A 20,214-nucleotide genomic window follows, 5' to 3' on the forward strand; every position below is an offset into this window, starting at 1 on the left:
GATTAGTGAATATAACTAGAAGAAAGATATATGAGTTATCAGGTGGAGAACAGCAAAGAGTCGCATTAGTCAAAGCATATTTAAAAGATACAGATATTATTTTTGCGGATGAACCTACTGCATCATTAGATGATGCTAATATGAAGATAGTTATGAATATGCTTAAAGAATTTTCAAATGAAGGAAAAACAGTTGTAATTGTAACTCATAATAAGGAAGTAAGAGACTATTGTGAGTATAAAATTGATCTTTCAGCACTTAATAAAGTAATTGAAAGTGATAAATAATTACGATGATAAAATAAAAATATGAGCAAACAATGTATCAACTGTGTAAGAATAAGAAGGAAATGCCAATGAAGTATATTAAACCAAGATTAAGTGATGATAAAGTTACTGAAAATGATCTTTTTGATTTAAAAAGACTGAATAAATCAACCTCATCGTTTTTTTGGTTAAAACTTTTTTTATTTGTATTTTTTGGGTCTTTCTCTTATTTGAATTCAAGAACTGTTCAAGACATACCAGAAGTATTTTCATTAAAAGAAATTGGATTTAATGAAAATACTGTGGAAAAAATGACAACTAGAACAAAGTACTCTGGTGATATAATCTACAATTTATCTTTATCAGCGCAGACAGAAGATAATAGTTATGTAAGAATGGAAATATCAATTTATGATTGTATATCGAATGATAGTGCGGTACATCAACTAAATCATGAAATTGAAGAAAAGAGATTAGCACAACATCAACTTGTTAAACTTGATTTAAGTGACTATGGGATCAATGATGCATATTCACTATATAAAATAGATGAAAAACCAACAGGGAATTTAGAGAATTCTATTTTCTTTTTGAATAAATCACGGGTTGTGGTTATAAAGTTGAACAACTCTTTGGTATTAACAAAAGATAACTTAATTACTTTATGTAACCTAATCAATGTGGAGTTAGTATAAAAACAACATAAACTTGACACTAGATGTCATAGTACATATGATATAAATAATTTACATGCAAAAGGAGAAAGACAATGAATCGATTTGAAGAGGGAGTAGAATTAATAGAATCAACATGTGGTAATAATAAGGACAATGTAATTTCAATATCTACCATGGAATTAGAACCAAGTTCAAATGGAAAACCCTATGCAAAAATTAGAGAAGTAGATGCACATTATGAAGATGGAGTTTTCTATATTACAACGTATGGTTTATCAAATAAGATGAAACAGATTGTGAATAACAATGTAGTTTCGTTTTCTGTATGTTTTGAAGGAATAACAGGGATAGGTATTGGCGAAAATTTAGGATGGGTATTGGATCCAAAGAATGCGGACATAAGAGCAAAGGTACGCAAAACATTTGCTGATTGGTATGATGCAGCAAATAATGAACAAGATGAGAACTGTGTTATTTTAGCTATTCATATTACAAAAGCAACAATATTTAAAGATCATGGTGCTACCGTGTACAATCTTGATTTTGAAAATAAAAAAGAAATTTAATAAGACATGAAGTTAAATAATAAGAAAATGAGTAATACAATGTTTGCTCCTTGTGGTATGAATTGCACAGTTTGTTACAAACATTGTTATCATCCTAAACCATGCCAAGGATGTTTAAACAGTGATTTAGGAAAACCAGAACATTGTCGAAAATGTAAAATCAAAGAATGCACTAAAGAGAAAGGTTGGACATATTGTTTTCAATGTGAAGAGTTTCCTTGTTTGTTAATTAAAAAATTAGAAAAAAGCTATCTTAAACGCTATCAAACAAGTTTAATTGCGAACAGTAAATTTGTAATAGAGAATGGATTAAATGAATTTATGAAAAAACAAACTGAAGTTTATACTTGCCAAAATTGTGAAGGAATCATTTCATTGCATGACAATGAATGTAGTGAATGTCAAACGAAGAAGTTAGATCTACGTAAGTAAAAGAAGAATTTTAAAGAGGATAATATGGATAAAAATACATATAGGTTTTCCCAAAGACAAGATTTTAGAGAGTGGTTAGAAGTAAATCAAAACTTAGATAGTGGTATTTGGATTGCATTTGAAAAATCCAAGGAAGTAATATCAATTACTGCAACTGAAGCACTGGAAGAGGCTCTTTGTTTTGGTTGGATTGATGGGCAAATGAAAAGCATTGATGATAATTCATACATTAAATATTTTTCAAAGAGAAGAAAAAACAGTAAGTGGTCAGAAAAAAATAAAAAACTTGTTCTTCTACTTGAGAAGAAGGGATTAATAAAAGATTTAGGAAAACAAAAAATTTTAGAAGCTAAACAGAATGGACAATGGGATACAAATAATACAATTGAAGTTAAGCATGATGATTTATATCAGTTAATAGAGGTAATTAAAGGCATAGAACCTGCATATTCAAATTTTAAATTAATGTCACCATCAGTTCAAAAAACATACACGAAAGCATTTATGGACCCAAAAACAGAAGCTGGCAAACAAAAAAGAATTGCATGGATAGTTGATAGATTAAATCAAAATTTAAAACCAATGTAGAAATGAAGGAAGAAACTCATGGAAAAATATCAATATGTTATGTTCATAGAAAAAACTAAGAATTATAATAAACTAACTAAAGTTGCTTTAGAAAGGCACATAGAAAATTTAAGAAAATTAGATGATGAAGGTTATCTCGATAAGTGTGGTGTATTTAAGAAATATCCAGGCGTTGCAGGGATGATAATTCTAAATGCAAATAGTTATGAAGAAGCAGATGAGTTGTGTAAACGTGAGCCGCTTGTAATTGAAGGGTTTGCAACCTACTCCTTAAAAGTAATTCAAATTGCAGATAGAGAGAATAATTATTTATATTAGGTAATAGAAAAAGCTATTGTTCAATCGTTGAGATAACTCAATGATATAGACAATAGCTTTTATTGATTACATTGCTGCAACTTCTTTAATTTTGTCTTCTGATAAACGATAAACTGTCCACTCATCCATAGGAATAGCTCCTAAACGTTTTGTATAGAAGTCGATTGATGGTTGATTCCAATCTAGACATATCCATTCCATACGACCACAATTCTTTTCAACCGCAACTTGCGCTAAATATTTGAAGAATTCTTTGCCATAGCCTTTTTTACGATATTCTTCTAATACAAATACATCTTCAACATAAAGACCCTTTTTACCTACAAAGGTTGAATAGTTAAAGAAGTATAACGCGAAACCAACGATGTTACCATCTTCTTCACCAAAAACAACATAAGCATTTTTTTCTACAAATAATTCATTGTATAGTTGCTCATCTGTCCAGATAACTTGATCACTCATCTTTTCATAGGCAGCGATATTTCGGATATATTGTCCGATAATAGAACACTCATCTTCTCTTGCAATACGAATATTAAATGACATAACTCTCCTCCACTCATTGATGTTAGTATATAAAAAATTGAAAAGAATATCTACTTTTTTCAGTGAAGTTACTAATATTTACATAAAATTGATAAAAAAGGCGATAAACAAAGGTTAAAATGAAAAAAAACTTTGAAACAAAACCAAGTGTGATATAATGATTATGTAAATTTGGAGGTCTTGAAATGGGATTAAGAGATAAATTAATGGGCTTTATCGCACCAGTTGATGATGAAGACATGGAAGAAGAGTTAGAGTTCACTGAAGAAGAAGCTAGAACTATTAGCCAATATGAACAACCAAAAGCTAAAGGTGTTACAAAAGTAAGCAGTGATACGAAGATGGTTCTATTTGAACCAAGAAGTTTTGAAGAAGCTGAAGAAGTAGGACGTCACTTAAAAGAAAGACGTGCTGCAGTTGTTAACTTACACCGTCTTCAAAGAGAATATGCACAAAGAACAATTGATTTCTTAACAGGTGTTGTATTTGCACTTGATGGAACAATTCAAAAAATTGGTCATAATGTAATTTTATGTACACCACGTACTATCGGTGTTCATGGTGAAATTAGTTTAGACCAAGATGAAAATTAACGATTTATTCTTAGAACATTATAAGGGAAATGAATCATTTGTTGCGCGTGTTCAAGATTGGATTGATCAATCTGAGCGTTATCATAAACCAATCATTACACCTTTTCTCAATGAGACTGAATGTGCTTTAGTAGAGAAGATTTGTGGTAAGCAAACACCTTATCGCATGGATGGTGGTTATCCGAATGCAACTTTAAAAAGAGTCGTCTTCTTTAGTGAAGATGACTTTTCTCTTGTTGTTTGTTTATGTGCTACGTTCAACACAAAGTTTGAAACGATTGGTCATCGGGATGTTCTAGGTGCATTAATGAATATTGGAATAGAACGAAATCAGCTAGGGGATTTGTGGGTAAATGACAATATGATTGTTTGTTATACATCACAGAAACAAGCTGATTATATAATTCAAAACTGTACGAAGATTAAACGTTCAAATATTGAATTTAAGGTTTCAGCTCAACATTATGAACAAATTGTTAAAAAAGAACGATTTACGACTACAATTAGTAGTGAACGATTAGATAATGTGGTGAGTGCAATGATTCAAAAATCACGTTCAATTGCGCAAGAGTACATCGTAAGCCAAAAAGTAAGAGTAAACCATGAAACACTTGAGGAAACGAGCAAATTGTGTAATAATGGTGATACGATTTCGATACGGGGAGTAGGTAAATTTATTTATCTAGGTAAACTAAAGACAACACGAAAAGACCGTATTTTGATTGAATTTGAAAAGTATAGTTAGGGAGTGATTTTGTGGCGAAGATTAAACCTGAATTTCGGTTGATGAAAAATGGTTATGATCGATTTGCAGTAGATGATGCTATTGAAGAATATGCTACAGAAATTGAAACTCTCGAAAGTAAGCTTGCGCTATACGAAAAAGAAATTCAAGATTTGGCAGAACAACTAAATTCTGTAAGAAATCGATATCAAGTCATCGTAAGTGAATTATCAATTAAAGAGAAAGCTGCCGATGATATTGCAAGACTCGCATTAAAAGAAGCAAATATTATTATTGATTCAGCTCAGTCAAATGCTGATTCAATTGTTAGAGAAGCATTATCAACTGCTCGAATTATTCTGTCTGACTTAGGACGTATTTCTACAGATGCAAGTGTTATGAAAGATGAAATGCATGAGCAATTATCACAACTAATTCAAGCTATAGATGACTTCGAAATTCCGAAGTTACCAGAAGTTGAATGGATAAAGAATTTTGAATTTAAAAAGTAAGGATTAAGACATGCTACTTATATTGGATTATAGAGAGTCTATGGTTGGTGAAAATAGATAGAAGATATAAGATAGATATCACTTATGAACTGATTTCTTGAACAAAGTAGAGAAATTCGTATTCCGCGTTAAGGAATTGAGGGCATAGAGAAATCTCTATGAACTAAGGTGGTACCGCGTATAACACGTCCTTAGATTTGAGGGCGTTTTTTATTTGCCAAAGGAGGAAGTAAATATGGACTACAAAGACACGCTATTAATGCCAAAAACAGAGTTTGAAATGAGAGGTAATTTACCAACAAAGGAACCAGGAATTTTAGAAGAATGGGAAAAGAATGATCACTATAACCAAATTCTAAAAGCACATGAAGGTGAACCGTTGTTTGTTCTTCATGATGGTCCTCCATATGCAAATGGTAATCTACATGCAGGAACAGGAATGAATCGTGTTATTAAGGATATCATTAATCGTTCTCATGCAATGAATGGTTATTACACTCCATTCTTTCCAGGATGGGATACACATGGTTTACCTATTGAAAATGCAATTCAAAAGTTAGGTGTAAACCGTAAAGAAATGCCTGTTTCAGATTTCAGAAAGAAATGTGAAGAATATGCATACGAACAAATTGAAATTCAAAAAGCAACAATGAAACGTTTAGGAACGATTGCAGATTTTGATCATCCTTACATTACATTGAAGAAAGAATTTGAAAGTAGACAAATTGATGCATTCGCAAAGATGGCACTTGATGGATTAATCTATCAAGGATTAAAACCAATTTATTGGTCACCTGCAAGTGAAACAGCGATTGCAGATTCTGAAATTGTTTACATTGATAAAAAAGATCCTACAATCTTTGTGGCATTTGATGTGCTAGATGGTAAGGGTGTTTTAGAAGGTGATGAACGTTTTGTAATTTGGACAACGACACCTTGGACTATTCCTGCAAACTTAGCTATTTGTTTAAATGAAGCATTTGATTATGCAGTAGTACAAACTGAAAAAGGTAAACTTATTTTCTTAGAAAAGAAAGTAGATGAATTACTTGCGAAGTTTGGTTTAACAAATCAAGGTATTTTAAAAACATTTAAAGGTAAAGAATTAGAATATATTACTGTTAAACATCCTTTCTATCCAGAAAGACCATCCCTTATCATCTTAGGTAATCACGTTACTGATGAAGATGGTACAGGATGTGTTCATACAGCTCCAGGACATGGTGCAGATGACTTCTTTGTAGGTATGAAGTATGGTCTAAAAGCATATTGTCCAGTTGATGAAAAAGGATGCATGATGAAAGAAGCTGGAGATTTCTTAGAAGGCTTATTTGTAGATGATGCGAATAAAGTAGTTGGACAAAAACTAGATGAATTAGGAAACTTAATGCATTTGGAATTTGTTACACATAGTTATCCACATGATGAACGTTTAAAAAGACCAATTATTTTCCGTGCAACTGTTCAATGGTTTGCATCAATTGATAAGATTAGAGAAAGATTACTTGAACAAATCAAGTCAGTACGTTGGGAAAATGAATGGGGAGAAGTTCGCTTATTCAATATGATTCGTGATCGTGGTGACTGGTGTATCTCGCGTCAACGTTTATGGGGATTACCAATTCCTATTATTTATAACGAAGACAACACTCCAATCATGGAGAAAGAAGTTTTCGAACATATTTCTAAGTTAATCTATGAACATGGAAGTAATATTTGGTTTGAAAGTGATGTTAAAGATTTATTGCCAGAAGGATATACAAATCCAAAATCACCTAATGGTGAATTTAGAAAAGAAAAAGACATCATGGATGTTTGGTTTGATTCAGGAAGTTCACATAATGAATTAGAAGCTAGAGGATTACCATATCCTGCAGATTTATATTTTGAAGGATCTGATCAATACCGTGGATGGTTTAACTCTTCGTTGATCATTGGTACTGCAATTCATGGACAAGCACCATATAAAAATGTTTTGTCTCATGGTTATGTATGTGATTCTAAAGGTGAAAAAATGAGTAAATCTATTGGAAATGTAGTAAATCCAATGGAAGTAATTAATAAGATGGGAGCCGATATTTTCCGCCTATGGGCAACTACTGTCGACTTTAAACAAGATATGCGTATTGGAGATGAAAACTTAAAACAAGTTTCTGAACAATATCGTAAAGTACGTAATACATTTAAATTCATGTTAGGTAATGTTCATGTAGAAGATTTTGATCCTAAAAAAGATAGAATTAGTTACGAAAACTTAACACCTGTTGATCAATACATGGAAGTTCTATTAAATGATGTAGTGAAAACGGTAAGAGAAAACTACATGAAGTTTGATTTCCTTGCGGTTGCGAGCGCATTAATGAATCTAATGACAAATGAATTAAGTAGTTACTACTTAGATTTTACAAAAGATATTCTTTATATTGATAAGAAAGATTCATTGCGTCGTAGACAAGTTCAAACAGTGATTTGGGATGCGATTGACACATTAGCTAAATGTTGGGCTCCATCTCTTGTTTATACAATGGATGAAGTATGGAGTAAGTTTGGTAGTGATGAAGCAAAATCTGTTCACTATACTCACTTCCCAGAAGTAAAAACATATGACAATGCGGATGCATTAAAAGAAACATTTGAGAAGATGCATGAAATTCGTGTTGAAGCATTAAAGGCTTTAGAACTTGCTCGTGCGGATAAAGTTATTGGTAAACCATTAGAAGCAGAACTTATTATTGAATGTTCTAAAGAAGACGAAACTCTTCTTACAGATACATTACAAGGACAAGTGGCTCAATGGTTGATCGTAAGTAAAGTAACTTTTAAAGAAGCGGATGAAAGAAAAATTACTGTAACTCCTGCGCAAGGGGTTGTATGTCCTCGTTGTTGGAATATCACAGATAATCATGCAGAAGATGGATTATGTGTTCGTTGCCAACATGTACTAAATGATTAAACCAGGTAAGTACATTCACTTCAAAGGCAAAGAATATGAAGTGATTGGTATTGCAAAACATTCTGAAACATGTGAAGAAATGGTTGTGTATAAACAACTTTATGGAAATCGTGAAATGTGGGTAAGACCTATTTCAATGTGGGAAGAAGAAGTAAATCGTGATGGTTATTGTGGTCCACGATTTAGACCTGTAGATAAATAGAGAAGGTGTGGCGATATTGCCACACCTTTTACTTTGTGTTGTTGATTGCTTTGAGTTCTAACTGTTTTTTATTAATGATTTGATACCCTGATTGTTTTTTTTCTAAGATACCCTCAAGACATAATTGATTTAAGATTCTAAACATGTGGCGATAACTTAATCCGATGGAACATGCTACATCGGATAGAACATCACAAAACAAATTTCTAGATGAGGTTTCCAAGATGTAGGAGCAAAGACGTTGTTCACCCGTGTGTAATGAAGATGATACAAAATTATTGGAACTTCGTACTAAGCTATTGGATAATTCAAAACACAGTTGATTTAAAAAATGAATATTTTGTTTAAGTAGATTACTATTGTTTTTGTTTGGAATGACAATGCATTTGAAATCAGTTAGAGCTATCATTGAAGCTGTTGCATTTGGTGTATTTGACATCATTTCAAGGCCACCTATTATCCCTGAGGATACAAAATAGCATAAAACGAGATTTTTACCATTTGATGATGAACAACATACCTTAGCTTTCCCTTGTAATACAATACCAATCCAATTGAGAGGTTCATTCTCTTGGATAACTATTTCACCTTGCTTATAAGACGAAACATAACAAGAATCCAAATTACGAATGGATAATCCATAGGTGAGTAGCGTTTCTTTATATTCTTTTGTTAGATTTGTTTTTATCATATTGAACCTCTTGAAGTAATCATATCAAAACTTTAACTTCAGGTATAGGACAAATGTCCTATGTACAAAATGTAATACTACGATATAATACAACAAAGAGGTGAGTGTATGTATTCGATGTTGACGTTACTAACCGGGTTTATTCTAGCGATAATGATTACACTAAATGGGCAATTAACACAATATACAAACTTGTACATCGCAATTGTTGTGATACATGTTGTTGGAGTCTTGTTTGCTTATTTACTATGTAAGTTAAAAAGAATACCACTACACTTATTTGGTACAAAACCGAAATGGCTTTATTTAGGTGGGTCAATTGGAGCGTTCACAACAATCGCAAATAATGTGGCTTTTGGTCAAATAAGCATGACTAGTATAATTGCGTTAGGATTGTTAGGACAATTGGTGATATCGCTTATTATTGATTCATTTGGATTATTTCAAATGGAAAAACGACCACTTAAGAAGTCAAATGTTGTAGTTTTAGCATTTTCTTTGATTGGTATTTTTATGATGTTGGATAATTCTGTATTGGTTGGGATGGTTGCTGTATTCATTTCCATCGCATCTGGAATTGCGGTTGTTTTAAATCGTACAATAAACGCAAGGTTAGCAGAAGATATTGGAGACTTACCATGTTCACTTGTAAACCATTTAGTGGGATTACCCATTACGATACTTATCGCAGTCATCGCATTTCAACTTAGAATCATACCAAGCCAAATTGTATTACCAAGTAACCCTATAGTCTATGTAGGAGGAGCATTGGGTGTACTTGTTGTGTTCTTGTCTAACATTACAGTAATGAAGGTACCCGCATTTAAACTAACTGTATTGGTATTTATTTCGCAAATTTTTACTGGAGTTTGTATTGACCTTGTTCTAGGATTAAGTGTCAACAATACATCTTTTGTTGGAGGAATATTAATAGCATGTGGAATATTATTAGAACTGGTATATAGTAAAAACCAATTGGATAAGGAAACCAAAAAAATCCTACAATCCAATCAAGAAATTGTAGAATAATTATTTAAACTCGATTTCGGTTACAACAGGATAATGATCAGAAGGATATAATCCTTCATATTCTTCTTTAATAATCTCTGTGGAGTTAATTTTAAACTCTTTACCAACGAAGATATAATCAATAGGTAATTTATTTTCCTTTAGTCGCCCACTTCCATAATGCATGGTATTTGAAGGATTGATATGATGATATACGCTAAATAATGGTAATGTTGGATTGTTTAGTAGTTTCTTAACTGCGCTGGATTCAATATTTGTATTTAAATCACCCATGAGAATGATATTTTTAATGTCATTCTCTTTTCTAATGGTCTCGATAAGTATTTCTGTTTCTTTACTCCGATTAAATGGTAATAAATGATCTAAATGGGTGTTGAATACCCATAGAATATTTTTTGTTTTTTTATCTTCAAGTTTAGCCATAGTGCAAATACGAGGAAATGGAGAAAAGAATAAGCGGCTGCCTTTACGGTCTGGATGGTTTGATAACCAAAATGTACGATATTCTAAACAATTGAATTTTTCTTTTTTATAGAAAATATCAGTACGCTCGCTCTTATCATTTGGATTTTTATTCCGTGGTGCTCCAACAGAAGTGTAAATATTTTTTAAGGGAGATAACGATCTAGCCATTTGTATAGTATATTCCTGTACGCCTAAGATATCGGCATCAATATAGCGTATGCATTCCATGACAGCATGCTTTCTTGTATCCCATCTTAAAAACTTTCTAGTTAGGGGCATATCATTTTTTAAGTTAAAGGTTGCAACACGATAAGTTGTCATTTTTATCACCATCCATATTATACTCCATCTAACAATGATTGACACAAGACATTTGAATGGCTATTATTACTATAGGAGTGATGATAATGGAAATAGTAAATGTAAGAATTGATGAACGTTTGGTTCATGCGCAAGTAGCAGCGGTGTGGGCGTCCACTTTAAATGCATCACGGATTATTGTGATTGATGATGGTGCTTCTCAAGATGAGGTTCAACAAGTAGCTTTGAAAATGGCTTGTCCTAAAACTGTTAAGCTAACAATTTTAGCTGCGGATAGAGCTGTAGAGAAACTTCTAGAACCAGCATACCCAGATGATCGAATTTTCATTGTCATGAAGGGAATTAAAACATTAAAAAAAATTACTTCATTGGGATATATCTTCCCAGAAGTAAATGTTGGAAATCTCAACAACAAAGAGGGTGGTATTCAAATACGACGCTCAGTACGATTAAGTGATGAACAAATTGCGTTAATCAAAGAACTAAATAATTCAGGTATTAAGTTTACTTCGCAACTTGTACCAACAGAGGAAAAAGTAAATCTAATAGACTTAATTAACGAAAAAATCTAGTTGTCCATTGTGGATAACTAGATTTCTTTTATGATATCTTTGATTTTATTTATAATAGACCAATCATCATGATGACCAAGGATACCTTTTGCGATTGCCTTGATATCATCATGCGCATTACTTGGGCAATAACTATAATCAGCATGATCAAATAATTCTAAATCATTTAAGTAATCGCCAAAGATAACAGTTTGGTCTTTGCCTATAGCCAATTCATTTTGAAGGGTTAGTAAACCATGCCCCTTATTGACGTCTTCATTAACAATATCAACCCATACATCTGCCGATAATACAACACGTGGATTAGCGCTGAATGGTTTTAATGCAGGATAGATATTTGTTTCAGCACCACTTAAGTCAAGGTAACAGATCTTAAGTACTTCATCATCCACATTACACAAATCACTGACTTCTTCTGCATAGGAATAATAGTGATTGATTTCTTCCATTGCCTCTTCAGGAATGGTATCTAAGTTTTCTACAAAGGCTTTTGTTGGTGCACATACCGTCATGTAGATATTCTCATGTTTTCTTCCTTCTTGAATAAAGAATTTATATTTCTCTTTATTGATACTTGATGAAAACAATACTTTACCTTTACTAACAACATAAGCACCATTATCACAAATAAAGCTAATTTTATCTTTAACTGGTTCAAACATTTGTACAAGGCAACCATAAGAACGACCACTTGCAATTGCAAATTCTAATCCTTTAGCATTAATTTCTTCAATCACTTGGAATATATCATGAGGCAATTCTTTTTTACTATTTAACAAACTACCATCCATATCTGAAACTATTAAACGTACCATAACTACCCCACTTTCCAAATTATTATATCACAAATTACTTCAGAGAGATGATTTGTTCCCAAGGTAAATATGGCTTACCAAAATGACCATAATTTGTTGTTTGAGTATAGATTGGATTACGTAGTTTTAACTCATCAATGATGTTTGAAACAGAGAAGTTAAAGTTGCGATTTACGATTGCCAATAGTTCTTCATTTGTATATTTGCTTGTACCAAATGCATCGATGTTAATAGATACTGGATTTGGACAGCCAATTGCATAGGCAAGTTCGATTTGACATTTCTTACATAATCCATTCGCAACTAAATTCTTACAAACATAACGAGCGTAATAGGCAGCACTACGATCTACTTTAGTAGGATCTTTAGAACTAAAACATCCGCCACCAATTGGAGCACTTCCACCGTAAGTATCAACTACGATTTTTCTTCCAGTAGTTCCACTATCACCAAAACTACCACCAAGGACAAATGAACCACTTGGATTAATTAAGAATTTCGTATTCTCATCAATTAACTCAGGATTAACGATAGGAAGAATAACTTCATTAATGATTAATTGTTTAAGATCTTCTTGATTTATTTCGCTTGAGTGTTGAGTTGATACCAGGATTGTATCAATGCGTACTGGTTTATCATCCTCATATTCAACACTGACTTGTGTTTTGCCATCAGGTTTTAATGATGGATTATTTCGTCTTACTTCTTCTAATCGTTTCGCAAGCATGTGTGCTGTATCGATTGCTAAAGGCATATATCCTTTTGATTCATCACACGCAAAGCCAAACATAATTCCTTGGTCTCCTGCACTAATGGTATCATGATCAACTGCATCAGAGATTTCTTGTGATTGTTTGTTTACTTTGACTAATACTTCATAGTCTTCTTCGTAACCGATTTTCTTTAATACTGATTTTGCAATATCCGCATAAGCGATATTTGCTTTTGTGTTTGCTTCACCATAAATTAAGATGAAATCATCTTTAATGGTAGCTTCTACTGCCATTTTGCTTGATGGATCTTGACGAATTGCTTCATCAAGAATGTGGTCTGCAATCCAGTCGCAGATTTTATCTGGATGTCCACTTGTAACTGATTCGCTAGTAAAAATTGTTTTCATATTTTCCTCCAAGTCATTTGTATCAAATAAAAAATGCCCCTAAGAAAGAGGCATTAAAAGTTCGGATTCTCTCTTCCTTATCGTTGTTAGCGTTACCACCTTACTTTAAGCAGGTTGGTATGGTCTCATCGAGCTAACCCTCTAAACCATTCTTGATAAATGACTTACTTATTAAACCATAAGGATACAATGAAGTCAATAACATCATTTCGTTATTTAAAAAATGTTCTATAATAGAAAGGTATAGAAAGAAGTGAGTTCATGTCAAAAGGAATTGAGAAAACAAATGCAACACGAATCTTGGATAAACATAAGATTCAATATTTGATTCATACATTTAGTGATGATGTTGCATTAAGTGGAGTTGAGGTAGCCAAGCTATTAAATCAAGATCCCAATCGTGTATTTAAAACATTGGTAACAATAGGAAAATCCAACATGTATTATGTATTTATGATTCCTGCGAATTGTGAGTTGGATCTAAAGAAAGCTGCAAAATGTGTGGGTGAAAAAAACATTGAAATGATTAAATCAAAAGAATTATTACCCCTAACAGGTTATATTCATGGTGGGTGTTCACCTATAGGGATGAAAAAATTTTTTAAAACTACAATTCATGAAACAGCTAAAAACTTTGATACGCTTTTGTTTAGTGGAGGTAAGATTGGATATCAAATCGAAATGAATGTGGATGATTTATTAAAAATAATTCAGTTTCAATTCGATGATGTTGTAGAATGACGGGTTTTAACTAGAGAATAAGTTGTTTAAATGTTAGAATACTAATGAGGTATAAGATGATGAAATATAATTTTAAAGAAGAAACTGTTGAACTAACCAAAGCACTTACAGTTGCAGGTATAATTATTGTTATCGTTTGCTTCCTATTATCACGATTTAATGAAATCATGTTTTGGGTAGGTAAATTTATTAATGTTTCGATGCCATTTATTTTTGGTATGGCAATTGCATTTCTTTTAACACCAATTGTTGTCTATGTTGAATCTAAATTACTAAAAAACTCTAAAATTAAATCATCATTTAAAAGAGTTATTGGGGTAGTGTGTGCAATTATGTTTTTAGTTATCTTGGTTGGCGGAATTTTGGCTCTACTTATTCCACAATTATACACAAGTGTGATGACTTTATCGGGTGCCATGGGTGACTATATCGAAGAAGCACAAATGTTTATTTCTGATTTATCTATCAATTCAGCATTCTACGAAAATTTATTGGAGTATTTATTTGCGTATGGCGAACAAATTGTAAATGTTACAATAAGTGGTATGCAACAATACTTACCACAAATATTAAATTATTCAATGGTGTTTGTTGTTCGTATTCTAAACTTTTTTGTGGGAGTATTTATTGCGGTATATATCATGTTATCAAAAGAACGTTTTGGATTACAGTTTAAGAAATTCTTATTTGCTGTTTTCCCACTAGGCGTATCAAACAAAGTGATTAAATTAACTCGATTAACAACACACATGTTGAATTCGTTTGTAGTTGGTAAGTTTATTGATAGTTTGATTATTGGTATTATTTGTTTTGTAGGTATGGTTATCTTTAAGATGCCGTATGCTATTTTAATTAGTTTTATTGTAGGTGTAACCAATATGATTCCAGTATTTGGCCCGTTTATCGGAGCTATACCAGGGATATTTATTCTACTGATGGCAAATCCAATCAGTGCTGTTTGGTTTGCGCTATGGATTCTAGCTTTACAACAATTTGATGGCAATATCTTAGGTCCTTATATTCTAGGTGATAGTTTAGGTTTACCAAGTTTGTGGATTATGTTTTCTATTATTGTTGGTGGCGGATTCTTTGGAATTGTGGGTATGTTCTTAGGTGTTCCACTCTTCTCTGTAGTCTATATTGTAATTAAGGAGTATGTACAAACTCGACTTGAAGAAAAGAAACTCAAAGTTGAAGAGATATAAAAATAAAACTTACCGCTTGTGATTTTATCAATCACATCGACGGTAAGTTTTTTTAACTAACGATTTCCAAATAGTAATTCACCATAAATTGGTAAATTATAAATTTCTTCTGAAGATATTTTTTCATATGAATCGATTGTTTCTCGAATCTCTTTCATCAATGGAGCAATCTTATAGTAATTTTCAATACCTCGATCATGGCTATTGTTAATTGTAAGCACATGTTCAAATGTTTGGTGCAACAATTCTTGTTTAGTATCTAAATCATTCATAAGATGTGTAAGTTCTTGATAACGATTTTGAATGTAGTTTGGACAACCTGTTAAGCCTAGGCATGGGAGTAATTGTTGAATCTCTTTGACTAAAAGTGGTAATATTTCACGCTTGATAATTTGAAGAAGAGTGCGAACTTCAACTTCAATAGTTTTACAATAATCTTCATTTAAGATTTCATAACGAGCATGTAATTCTTTGTCTGTATAGATTTTATAATCGGTAAACAAACGAATCGATTTTTCTTCAATAAGTGAAGGTATTGATTCGATATAAGAAATGATATTTGGTAGACCACGTTTCTTTGCTTCTTCTACCCACTCATTAGAATAACCATCACCTGAGAAAATAATGCGTGAATGATCTACAATGATTTTCTTACATAATTCTAAACTCTTATCACGTACATCTTGGATGTATTTAATTCCTTCAAGTTTGTTTGATATTTCATCTAAAGTTTTCGCGATCATTGTATTCATTACAATATTTACAGTAGAAGCTGAAATAGATGAACCTAACATTCTAAATTCAAATTTATTACCAGTAAATGCCATAGGTGATGTACGATTGCGATCGGTATTATCACGAGGAATATAAGAAAGACCTAAAATCGGATTTAAATCATTTTCTTTTTGTGTGCGTTTTACTTCTTTGGAAGAAATATTGAGTAAGAGTTCTTCGATATATTCTCCTAAGTAAATTGAAATAATTGCAGGAGGTGCTTCGTTTGCTCCAAGACGATGATCGTTACCAGCGTTTGATGCAGCCATGCGTAATAATTCAGGGTACTCATCGACTGCTTGAATGAATGCACACATAAAGACTAAGAAACGAATATTTTCTGCAGGTTTATCTCCTGGAGAAAATAAATTTTGACCAGTGTCAGTACACAGTGACCAGTTATTATGTTTACCTGATCCGTTTAATCCTGCGAAAGGCTTTTCGTGTAATAAGCATGCAAAGTTGTGTTTGCTTGAAATCTTTCTTAAGATATCCATGACAAGCAGATTTTGATCGACTGCAACATTGCAATTGGTGAATACAGGTGCTAATTCAAATTGTGCAGGAGCTGCTTCATTGTGTTCTGCTTTAACATAAATACCAAGTTTCCATAATTCTGTATTAACTTCTTTCATGAAGTCGGATACACGACTGGGGATACTTCCAAAGTAATGATCATCTAATTCTTGAGTTTTTGCAGAATTAGAACCAAATAATGTACGACCTGTAAAACGAAGGTCAAGTCTTTTTTTGTAAAGCTCCATATCAACTAAGAAGTATTCTTGTTCCAATCCAACTACTGGATTAACATGCTTAACATCCTTGTCGCCAAGTAGATTCACTAAGCGAGTAGCAGCTTTATCCACCGCCTCGATAGATTTAAGTAAAGGAGCTTTTTTATCGAGGGATTCACCATGATAAGAAACAAAGACAGTTGGTATACATAGAATATTATCTTTAATAAATGCCGGAGAGCTACAATCCCAATAAGTATAACCTCGTGCTTCAAAGGTAGCACGTAAACCACCACTTGGAAAACTTGAGGCATCGGGTTCACCCTTAATCAACGATTTTCCAGAGAAGCGCAATAAAGGTTCCCCATTTTCATCAGGTTCAATAAATGAATCATGTTTTTCAGCTGTGGAACCAGTAAGAGGTTGAAACCAATGTGTGAAGTGAGTAGCGCCATTTTCTAAAGCCCAACCTTTCATAGCGTGTGCAATTGCATCCGCTGTATTACGATCAAGACTGTTATCTTTTGTCATAGTTTGTTTCCATTGTGCATATACTGGGTATGGTAAACGTTCTTTCATGACCTTTTCACTAAATACTAATGAGCCAAAATCATCAAACACTGTCTCAAATTTCATAAAATTCTCCTTTTTTCAAAATATATGTCAATTATTTCATATTAATTTCTAAAAAAGAAGAAAAAAGTGAAAAATATTCACGAAATAGCAAAAAAAATTAACAAAAACTGTAATTAGTTAAAATATTTATGAAAATATGAAAGAAATAGATAATGATTACTTAATTAAGCAAAATAAAAAACTAGCGATTTTCACTAGCCTTTAAAATAATTGTTGAGTTTCTTCAAGTCGAACAGCGGTAACGCCTTCTACTTCTTCAAGCAAGATTGCTTCTATACCATCACTTAATGTTGCATCAAGGGATAGACAATCTGCACATGCTCCAAGCATTCTTACTGTAACAACTCCATGTTCATCAACTGAGACAAATTCTACATCTCCGCCATCGCGTTGGATGTATGGACGTATCTTTTCCAAAACTTCTATAATTTTTTCTTTCATATTAAACTAACTCCTAAGAAATAAATAACACCAGCTACGATAACCCCGTGAAAGATTCCACCGATAACTTCGATCCATTTATGTCCAAGAACTTCTTTTACTTTTGTTAGGTAAATAGGGTCTTCTAATTTCATTTCTGTTAGTACTTGAATGTCTTTAATAAGTTGTTGCGTAATTTGAATATTACGCCCAGCATAATAACGTACATTCGCAGCATCATAAGTAACAATGAGTGCAAATGCAAGAGAAACAGCGAATATTGTACTAGAAAATTGTTCTTGTAGACCTACGGCTAAACTAAGGGCAGCAACGCCTGCAGTATGTGAGCTAGGATATCCGCCACTAGCGAATACTTCACTCCAATCCCATTCTCTTCTCTTTAAATAAACAAAGATGGGTTTAGCGAGTTGAGCAGTGATTATTGCGATTAGACAGGCCCAGAAAGGGTACATGCTACTGAGTGTTTTTATCATTCTTCCACCTCGCTATACAGTATAGCATACTTTGAGAATGTTGTGTTATACTATTAAAGGTTAGGGGTGATCATATGCAATATCACATAGGACAAATTGTTGAAGGTAAAATAACAGGCATTCAAGCCTATGGTGCATTTGTCATTATTGATGAAAATACGAAGGGTTTAGTTCATATTTCTGAGATCAGTGATGGCTATGTAAAAGATGTATCAAACTTTGTATCAATCAATGATACAGTACGCTTTAAAATCATCGATTTTGATGAAAAAACACATCAAGCTCGACTATCACTTAAGGCAGTACAACCAAATCGATTCAGAAAAGAACGAAAATATCAAAAGATGGGAACCATTCCTGTTATGAAAATCGGGTTCCAATCAATTCGCGACAAAATGGATCAATGGATTGAAGAAGCCAAGGAGGAAAATGTATGATTCAATTCGATAGTACACACGCATTTCTAAAAGAAGATATTTTAAGTTATCAAGACAAAGTAACTCAATGCCACGAAGCACTTATGACTAAAACGGGTGCTGGTAATGATTTTCTTGGTTGGGTTGACTGGCCGTACCACTATGACAAAGAAGAATTTGAACGCATCATCAAAGTAGCTGAAAATGTAAAAGATAAAGCTGAAGTTTTATTAGTTTGTGGTATTGGTGGATCTTATTTAGGAGCTCGTGCTGCAATTGAAATGATTCAAGGTATTTATCCTAAAAATAGTACTGAAGTTATATTTATTGGTAATACATTCTCAAGTACATATTTCAAACAAGTTGAAGAATATATTAAAGATAAGAGTGTTGTTTTAAATGTTATCTCTAAATCAGGGACAACAACAGAAACGGCAATGGCATTTAGAATGCTAAAACAAATGATGGAAAAGAAATACGGAAAAGAAGAATGTAAAGTACGTATCATCGCAACTACTGATAAAGCAAAAGGTACATTAAAAGACCTTGCAACAAAAGAGGGTTATGAAACATTTGTTATACCTGATGATATTGGTGGCCGTTATTCAGTCATTACAGCTGTTGGTTTATTACCACTTGCAATTATGGGAATCAACATTGAAGAAGTGATCAAAGGTACACAAAAAGCATTTGATGATCTACAAGATCCAAACTTAAATACAAATACTGCTTATCAATATGCTGTATGCCGCCGTATCTTACAAAACCAAGGTAAAGATGCAGAAATGCTTGTAACTTATGAACCTCAAATGGCAATGGTTGCGGAATGGTGGAAACAATTGTTTGGTGAATCAGAAGGTAAAGATGGTTTAGGGGTATTACCTTGTAGCGCTAACTTCTCTACTGATTTACATTCACTTGGACAATTTATCCAAGAGGGTAAAAAAGTATTATTTGAAACATTATTATTAGTTGAACATCCTACAATGGATGGTTTATTCCCACATGATGAAGAGAACATGGATAACATGAACTATCTTGAAAATAAGAGTCTTGATTGGGTAAATAAGATGGCTTGCAAAGGTACACTTGAAGCCCATGAAATTACAGGTAATGTACCTAATTTAATTCTTACATTACCAGATATGAAAGAATTTACTTTTGGATACATGTGTTATTTCTTCTTTAGAGCATGTGCTATTACTTGTTATATGTTGGATATCAATCCGTTCAATCAACCTGGTGTTGAAGTATACAAGAAAAACATGTTTAGATTATTAGGTAAAAATTAGTTGTTGGATTTCCAACAACTTTTTTAATAGGGGAAAATTATGTGTGGTGTTTGTGAACGGATAGAAATGTATGATGATTAAAATGCGTCAACCGATGAAGAAATCAAAGAAA

At 32.7% G+C, this 20,214-nt stretch carries 25 protein-coding genes, 1 riboswitch and 1 other annotated feature; of the genes, 17 read left to right on the plus strand and 8 right to left on the minus strand.

Going from position 1 to position 20,214, the window contains the following annotated elements:
- From RR643_RS06305 to RR643_RS06330, 6 genes are all read left to right on the plus strand, one after another.
- Positions 1 to 287 (plus strand): ATP-binding cassette domain-containing protein (locus tag RR643_RS06305; protein ID WP_332482708.1); only part of this gene is annotated, 287 nt, incomplete at its 5' end.
- A 68-nt stretch (positions 288 to 355) separates the two neighbouring features.
- Positions 356 to 961 carry a hypothetical protein gene (locus RR643_RS06310; protein ID WP_332482709.1) on the plus strand — a complete coding sequence of 202 codons (606 nt, stop codon included), beginning with the start codon at positions 356 to 358 and terminating at the stop codon, positions 959 to 961.
- A 74-nt stretch (positions 962 to 1,035) separates the two neighbouring features.
- Positions 1,036 to 1,509 (plus strand): hypothetical protein, encoded by a 474-nt coding sequence (locus RR643_RS06315; RefSeq protein ID WP_332482710.1) that lies wholly within the window; start codon positions 1,036 to 1,038, stop codon positions 1,507 to 1,509.
- Positions 1,510 to 1,515: 6 nt separating this feature from the next.
- A complete protein-coding gene (locus RR643_RS06320; protein WP_332482711.1) occupies positions 1,516 to 1,941 on the plus strand; it encodes a DUF3795 domain-containing protein in 426 nt (141 codons plus the stop codon).
- Positions 1,942 to 1,965: 24 nt separating this feature from the next.
- On the plus strand, positions 1,966 to 2,529 hold the full coding sequence (locus tag RR643_RS06325; protein WP_332482712.1) for a YdeI/OmpD-associated family protein: 564 nt from the start codon (positions 1,966 to 1,968) through the stop codon (positions 2,527 to 2,529).
- Between the two features lie 18 nt (positions 2,530 to 2,547).
- The gene (locus tag RR643_RS06330; RefSeq protein WP_332469557.1) at positions 2,548 to 2,847 is read left to right on the plus strand and encodes a YciI family protein; all 300 of its coding nucleotides are present in this window, start codon (positions 2,548 to 2,550) and stop codon (positions 2,845 to 2,847) included.
- 66 nt (positions 2,848 to 2,913) lie between these two features.
- On the opposite strand, the gene RR643_RS06335 is transcribed toward RR643_RS06330, so the two are convergent.
- Positions 2,914 to 3,393: a GNAT family N-acetyltransferase gene (locus RR643_RS06335; RefSeq protein WP_332469558.1), complete on the minus strand. Its 480-nt coding sequence runs from the start codon at positions 3,391 to 3,393 to the stop codon at positions 2,914 to 2,916.
- A 185-nt stretch (positions 3,394 to 3,578) separates the two neighbouring features.
- On the opposite strand from RR643_RS06335, the gene RR643_RS06340 reads away from it, so the two are divergent.
- The 5 genes from RR643_RS06340 (at position 3,579) to RR643_RS06360 (ending at position 8,377) form a co-directional block, all read left to right on the plus strand.
- Positions 3,579 to 3,986 (plus strand): cell division protein SepF, encoded by a 408-nt coding sequence (locus RR643_RS06340; protein WP_332469559.1) that lies wholly within the window; start codon positions 3,579 to 3,581, stop codon positions 3,984 to 3,986.
- A complete protein-coding gene (locus tag RR643_RS06345) occupies positions 3,976 to 4,731 on the plus strand; it encodes a YlmH family RNA-binding protein (protein ID WP_332482713.1) in 756 nt (251 codons plus the stop codon). Before RR643_RS06340 ends, RR643_RS06345 begins: the two co-directional genes overlap by 11 nt.
- Positions 4,732 to 4,742: 11 nt before the next feature.
- Positions 4,743 to 5,222, plus strand: coding sequence for a DivIVA domain-containing protein (locus RR643_RS06350; RefSeq protein ID WP_332469561.1), 480 nt, complete (start codon positions 4,743 to 4,745; stop codon positions 5,220 to 5,222).
- Positions 5,213 to 5,418 (plus strand) — a binding site (T-box leader). It overlaps the preceding gene by 10 nt.
- A 39-nt stretch (positions 5,419 to 5,457) precedes the next feature.
- Positions 5,458 to 8,175: an isoleucine--tRNA ligase gene (gene ileS / locus RR643_RS06355; protein ID WP_332482714.1), complete on the plus strand. Its 2,718-nt coding sequence runs from the start codon at positions 5,458 to 5,460 to the stop codon at positions 8,173 to 8,175.
- Positions 8,168 to 8,377: a DUF1653 domain-containing protein gene (locus RR643_RS06360; RefSeq protein ID WP_332469563.1), complete on the plus strand. Its 210-nt coding sequence runs from the start codon at positions 8,168 to 8,170 to the stop codon at positions 8,375 to 8,377. The genes ileS and RR643_RS06360 overlap by 8 nt, the downstream gene beginning before the upstream one ends.
- A 28-nt stretch (positions 8,378 to 8,405) precedes the next feature.
- Here the strand turns inward: RR643_RS06360 and RR643_RS06365 are convergent, their stop codons facing one another.
- Positions 8,406 to 9,068 (minus strand): Crp/Fnr family transcriptional regulator, encoded by a 663-nt coding sequence (locus RR643_RS06365; protein WP_332482715.1) that lies wholly within the window; start codon positions 9,066 to 9,068, stop codon positions 8,406 to 8,408.
- Positions 9,069 to 9,176: 108 nt separating this feature from the next.
- Here RR643_RS06365 and RR643_RS06370 point away from each other — a divergent pair, with 108 nt between their 5' ends.
- Positions 9,177 to 10,097 carry a DMT family transporter gene (locus RR643_RS06370; protein WP_332469565.1) on the plus strand — a complete coding sequence of 307 codons (921 nt, stop codon included), beginning with the start codon at positions 9,177 to 9,179 and terminating at the stop codon, positions 10,095 to 10,097.
- On the opposite strand, the gene RR643_RS06375 is transcribed toward RR643_RS06370, so the two are convergent.
- On the minus strand, positions 10,098 to 10,883 hold the full coding sequence (locus RR643_RS06375; RefSeq protein WP_332469566.1) for an endonuclease/exonuclease/phosphatase family protein: 786 nt from the start codon (positions 10,881 to 10,883) through the stop codon (positions 10,098 to 10,100).
- An 86-nt stretch (positions 10,884 to 10,969) separates the two neighbouring features.
- On the opposite strand from RR643_RS06375, the gene RR643_RS06380 reads away from it, so the two are divergent.
- Positions 10,970 to 11,455, plus strand: coding sequence for a PTS system mannose/fructose/N-acetylgalactosamine-transporter subunit IIB (locus RR643_RS06380; protein ID WP_332469567.1), 486 nt, complete (start codon positions 10,970 to 10,972; stop codon positions 11,453 to 11,455).
- 17 nt (positions 11,456 to 11,472) lie between these two features.
- On the opposite strand, the gene RR643_RS06385 is transcribed toward RR643_RS06380, so the two are convergent.
- Together RR643_RS06385 and metK are read right to left on the minus strand one after the other, a co-directional pair.
- Positions 11,473 to 12,270, minus strand: a complete 798-nt coding sequence (locus RR643_RS06385) for an HAD family hydrolase (protein ID WP_332469568.1) — start codon at positions 12,268 to 12,270, stop codon at positions 11,473 to 11,475.
- A 34-nt stretch (positions 12,271 to 12,304) separates the two neighbouring features.
- Positions 12,305 to 13,390 (minus strand): methionine adenosyltransferase, encoded by a 1,086-nt coding sequence (metK, locus tag RR643_RS06390; protein ID WP_332482716.1) that lies wholly within the window; start codon positions 13,388 to 13,390, stop codon positions 12,305 to 12,307.
- A 74-nt stretch (positions 13,391 to 13,464) separates the two neighbouring features.
- Positions 13,465 to 13,552, minus strand: a riboswitch (SAM riboswitch).
- Positions 13,553 to 13,651: 99 nt separating this feature from the next.
- On the opposite strand from metK, the gene ybaK reads away from it, so the two are divergent.
- Both ybaK and RR643_RS06400 read left to right on the plus strand, forming a co-directional pair.
- Positions 13,652 to 14,131: a Cys-tRNA(Pro) deacylase gene (gene ybaK, locus RR643_RS06395; RefSeq protein ID WP_332469570.1), complete on the plus strand. Its 480-nt coding sequence runs from the start codon at positions 13,652 to 13,654 to the stop codon at positions 14,129 to 14,131.
- A 56-nt stretch (positions 14,132 to 14,187) separates the two neighbouring features.
- Positions 14,188 to 15,336, plus strand: coding sequence for an AI-2E family transporter (locus RR643_RS06400; protein ID WP_332469571.1), 1,149 nt, complete (start codon positions 14,188 to 14,190; stop codon positions 15,334 to 15,336).
- A 56-nt stretch (positions 15,337 to 15,392) separates the two neighbouring features.
- On the opposite strand, the gene RR643_RS06405 is transcribed toward RR643_RS06400, so the two are convergent.
- The 3 genes from RR643_RS06405 to RR643_RS06415 form a co-directional block, all read right to left on the minus strand.
- Positions 15,393 to 17,480, minus strand: coding sequence for a glutamine synthetase III family protein (locus RR643_RS06405; RefSeq protein WP_332482717.1), 2,088 nt, complete (start codon positions 17,478 to 17,480; stop codon positions 15,393 to 15,395).
- Between the two features lie 201 nt (positions 17,481 to 17,681).
- Entirely contained in the window at positions 17,682 to 17,921 is a 240-nt protein-coding gene (locus RR643_RS06410; RefSeq protein WP_332469573.1) for a NifU family protein, read from the minus strand.
- Positions 17,918 to 18,394, minus strand: a complete 477-nt coding sequence (locus tag RR643_RS06415; protein ID WP_332469574.1) for a divergent PAP2 family protein — start codon at positions 18,392 to 18,394, stop codon at positions 17,918 to 17,920. The genes RR643_RS06410 and RR643_RS06415 overlap by 4 nt, the downstream gene beginning before the upstream one ends.
- A 74-nt stretch (positions 18,395 to 18,468) precedes the next feature.
- Between RR643_RS06415 and RR643_RS06420 the strand changes: the two genes are divergently transcribed.
- Positions 18,469 to 18,831: a CvfD/Ygs/GSP13 family RNA-binding post-transcriptional regulator gene (locus RR643_RS06420; RefSeq protein ID WP_332469575.1), complete on the plus strand. Its 363-nt coding sequence runs from the start codon at positions 18,469 to 18,471 to the stop codon at positions 18,829 to 18,831.
- Positions 18,828 to 20,102: a glucose-6-phosphate isomerase gene (locus tag RR643_RS06425; RefSeq protein ID WP_332469576.1), complete on the plus strand. Its 1,275-nt coding sequence runs from the start codon at positions 18,828 to 18,830 to the stop codon at positions 20,100 to 20,102. The genes RR643_RS06420 and RR643_RS06425 overlap by 4 nt, the downstream gene beginning before the upstream one ends.
- Positions 20,103 to 20,214: the final 112 nt, after the last annotated feature.

Source organism: Anaerorhabdus sp. (assembly GCF_036637135.1).
Classification (GTDB): Bacteria; Bacillota_I; Bacilli_A; order Erysipelotrichales; family Erysipelotrichaceae; genus Anaerorhabdus.

What these genes read in the sequence shown, in the direction of transcription:
- RR643_RS06375 (WP_332469566.1), bottom strand. Translation starts at nt 10,883, where the DNA reads ATGACAACTTATCGTGTTGCAACCTTTAACTTAAAAAATGATATGCCC.
- RR643_RS06325 (WP_332482712.1), top strand. Translation starts at nt 1,966, where the DNA reads ATGGATAAAAATACATATAGGTTTTCCCAAAGACAAGATTTTAGAGAG.
- RR643_RS06410 (WP_332469573.1), bottom strand. Translation starts at nt 17,921, where the DNA reads ATGAAAGAAAAAATTATAGAAGTTTTGGAAAAGATACGTCCATACATC.
- RR643_RS06415 (WP_332469574.1), bottom strand. Translation starts at nt 18,394, where the DNA reads ATGATAAAAACACTCAGTAGCATGTACCCTTTCTGGGCCTGTCTAATC.
- RR643_RS06360 (WP_332469563.1), top strand. Translation starts at nt 8,168, where the DNA reads ATGATTAAACCAGGTAAGTACATTCACTTCAAAGGCAAAGAATATGAA.
- RR643_RS06400 (WP_332469571.1), top strand. Translation starts at nt 14,188, where the DNA reads ATGATGAAATATAATTTTAAAGAAGAAACTGTTGAACTAACCAAAGCA.
- RR643_RS06335 (WP_332469558.1), bottom strand. Translation starts at nt 3,393, where the DNA reads ATGTCATTTAATATTCGTATTGCAAGAGAAGATGAGTGTTCTATTATC.
- RR643_RS06340 (WP_332469559.1), top strand. Translation starts at nt 3,579, where the DNA reads ATGGGATTAAGAGATAAATTAATGGGCTTTATCGCACCAGTTGATGAT.
- RR643_RS06320 (WP_332482711.1), top strand. Translation starts at nt 1,516, where the DNA reads ATGAAGTTAAATAATAAGAAAATGAGTAATACAATGTTTGCTCCTTGT.
- RR643_RS06405 (WP_332482717.1), bottom strand. Translation starts at nt 17,480, where the DNA reads ATGAAATTTGAGACAGTGTTTGATGATTTTGGCTCATTAGTATTTAGT.
- RR643_RS06345 (WP_332482713.1), top strand. Translation starts at nt 3,976, where the DNA reads ATGAAAATTAACGATTTATTCTTAGAACATTATAAGGGAAATGAATCA.
- RR643_RS06315 (WP_332482710.1), top strand. Translation starts at nt 1,036, where the DNA reads ATGAATCGATTTGAAGAGGGAGTAGAATTAATAGAATCAACATGTGGT.
- RR643_RS06385 (WP_332469568.1), bottom strand. Translation starts at nt 12,270, where the DNA reads ATGGTACGTTTAATAGTTTCAGATATGGATGGTAGTTTGTTAAATAGT.
- RR643_RS06310 (WP_332482709.1), top strand. Translation starts at nt 356, where the DNA reads ATGAAGTATATTAAACCAAGATTAAGTGATGATAAAGTTACTGAAAAT.
- RR643_RS06420 (WP_332469575.1), top strand. Translation starts at nt 18,469, where the DNA reads ATGCAATATCACATAGGACAAATTGTTGAAGGTAAAATAACAGGCATT.
- metK (WP_332482716.1), bottom strand. Translation starts at nt 13,390, where the DNA reads ATGAAAACAATTTTTACTAGCGAATCAGTTACAAGTGGACATCCAGAT.
- RR643_RS06380 (WP_332469567.1), top strand. Translation starts at nt 10,970, where the DNA reads ATGGAAATAGTAAATGTAAGAATTGATGAACGTTTGGTTCATGCGCAA.
- RR643_RS06330 (WP_332469557.1), top strand. Translation starts at nt 2,548, where the DNA reads ATGGAAAAATATCAATATGTTATGTTCATAGAAAAAACTAAGAATTAT.
- RR643_RS06365 (WP_332482715.1), bottom strand. Translation starts at nt 9,068, where the DNA reads ATGATAAAAACAAATCTAACAAAAGAATATAAAGAAACGCTACTCACC.
- RR643_RS06370 (WP_332469565.1), top strand. Translation starts at nt 9,177, where the DNA reads ATGTATTCGATGTTGACGTTACTAACCGGGTTTATTCTAGCGATAATG.
- ybaK (WP_332469570.1), top strand. Translation starts at nt 13,652, where the DNA reads ATGTCAAAAGGAATTGAGAAAACAAATGCAACACGAATCTTGGATAAA.
- RR643_RS06425 (WP_332469576.1), top strand. Translation starts at nt 18,828, where the DNA reads ATGATTCAATTCGATAGTACACACGCATTTCTAAAAGAAGATATTTTA.
- ileS (WP_332482714.1), top strand. Translation starts at nt 5,458, where the DNA reads ATGGACTACAAAGACACGCTATTAATGCCAAAAACAGAGTTTGAAATG.